2 protein-coding genes are annotated in these 1,987 nt (G+C 74.7%); one reads left to right on the forward strand and one right to left on the reverse strand.

Going from position 1 to position 1,987, the window contains the following annotated elements:
* A partial coding sequence (locus FGF04_RS38995) for a pentapeptide repeat-containing protein (RefSeq protein ID WP_149516127.1) occupies positions 1 to 534 on the reverse strand: 534 nt, incomplete at its 3' end.
* 195 nt (positions 535 to 729) lie between these two features.
* Here FGF04_RS38995 and FGF04_RS39000 point away from each other — a divergent pair.
* A complete protein-coding gene (locus FGF04_RS39000) occupies positions 730 to 1,914 on the forward strand; it encodes an NAD(P)-binding protein (RefSeq protein WP_149516128.1) in 1,185 nt (394 codons plus the stop codon).
* Positions 1,915 to 1,987: the final 73 nt, after the last annotated feature.

The following is a 1,987-nucleotide window of genomic DNA, read 5'->3' on the forward strand; positions in this document are numbered from 1 at the left end:
CCCGCTGAAGTCCGCCTCCCTCAGCACGCAGTCGACGAACTCCACCCGCTCCAGCCGCGCCTGCCCGAAGTCCGGCTCGACGAGCACGCACCCCTCGAACACCACGTCCCGCAACCGGGCCTCCCGGAGATTCAGGTAGTCGATCTTCCCCCCGCGGAAGACCACCCGCTCCAGCACGGCCCCGTGCAACTGCACCCCGCCCAGCCGCGCGTCGACGACCTCCACGTCCCGGAAGGTCGCCGACCCGAGGTCCGTCCCCACCCCCCGCAGCCCGGTCAGCACGGAGTCCAGCACCCGCGCACGGCGCAGCCTCGTCCCGTCGACCGCGCACCCCGTCAGCGCGCAGTCCATGAATCGCGCGCCCCCGCCGTCCTGCCCGACGAAGTCCACCTCGGTGAACCGCAGCCCGTCGTAGTCCCCGTCCGGCTCCAGCTCCCCGCCCCCGAACGGTTCCAGCTCCGGCAACCGCACCTCGGGCCGCCGGGCCCCCTTGACCCCCGCGCCCGCCTTCACCGCTCTGCTCGCCCTCGCCATCCCCTCATCCTGCACCCACCCACTGACAACGCCTCCCACCGGCCACGACTCCCCCGATGTCACATCCGGGGCCTCCGGAACGGTCCTGAGAAGCACCCGGGAGAAACGCCCCCAGGAAGCGCCCGAAGAAACGCCTCAAGAAGCGTCCGAAGAAATGCCCGGGAAGAGCACCCGCCGGAGAGGAACGCCCATCCCATGCACCGCACACCACCACCCCCCATCGACATCGTCGGCGGCGGCCTCGCGGGCCTCACCGCCGCCATCACGGCCGCGGAGGCGGGTGCCAAGGTCACCCTCCACGAAGCGCACCACACCCTCGGCGGCCGGGCCCGCACCGCGCAGGGCCCGTACCGGACGAACGAGGGCCCGCACGCCCTCTACAACGGCGGCCCCCACTGGACCTGGCTCAAGCAGCGCGCCCTGCTCGGCGAACTGGCCCCGCTGCCGCCCCTGGAAGCCACCCGCCTGCGGCTGCGTCACCGCGGCGTCCTGCGCCGCACCCCGCCCCTGTCCCTCCTCGCGCTGCTGCGCCGCGCTCCCCGACAGGCGCCCGTGGACCAGGACTTCGCCACCTGGGCCACGGCGATCGCGGGCCCCGAGGCCGCCGAAGCCGCGGCCAACTACTCCGCCGTCGCCCTCTTCCACCACGCGCCCGGCACCCTCTCCGCCGCCTTCGTCCAGGAACGCCTGCGCCGCGCCACGAAACTCCCCCCGGAGGCGCACTACCCGCGCGGCGGCTGGGCGGGCGTCGTCGACCGCATGGCGGCGAGGGCCTGGAACCTGGGCGTACGGATGGAGACCCTGGCCCGCGTGGACACGCTCCCCACCGGTCGCGGCCCGGTGATCGTCGCCACCTCCCTCGACGCGGCCCGCACGCTGCTGCGGGACGACTCCCTGACCTGGCCGAGCGGCCGCACGGCCCTGCTCGACCTGGCCGTCCGGACCCGCAGGGGCGACGCGTTCGCGGTGTCCGACCTCGACGCCCCCGGCTGGATCGAACGGTTCACGGCCCAGGACCGCACCCTCGCCCCGTCCGGCGAACAACTCCTCCAGGGCCAGGTCCCGATCGCACCGCACGAGTCCCGGGCGATCGGGATCGCCCGGGCCGAGGGCCTGCTCGACCTCGCCTTCCCGGGCTGGCGCGAGCGGACCACGTACCGCCGCGAGGCCCTGGCGAACGGCCGCACGGGCGCGGTGGACCCGCCCGGCACGAGCTGGCGCGACCGCCCCCGGGTGGACCGCGGCGACGGCGTCTACCTGGCGGGCGACCAGGTGGCGGCCCCCGGCGTGCTCAGCGAGGTGTCGTTCAACAGCGCGCGGTACGCGGTGGCACTGGCCCTCGGGACGCACACCGCGGCACTTGACCTCAAGCAAGCTTGAGGTCGGACCCTGGTGACCACCGGACCGCACCACCCACCTCGGCGCGCCGCGCCACCGCACCCCAGGGAAACCC

Source organism: Streptomyces apricus (genome assembly GCF_008369065.1).
GTDB lineage: Bacteria > Actinomycetota > Actinomycetes > Streptomycetales > Streptomycetaceae > Streptomyces > Streptomyces apricus.

Excerpts from the sequence above, each read along its gene's own strand:
- FGF04_RS39000 (WP_149516128.1), top strand. The coding sequence starts at position 730 with ATGCACCGCACACCACCACCCCCCATCGACATCGTCGGCGGCGGCCTC.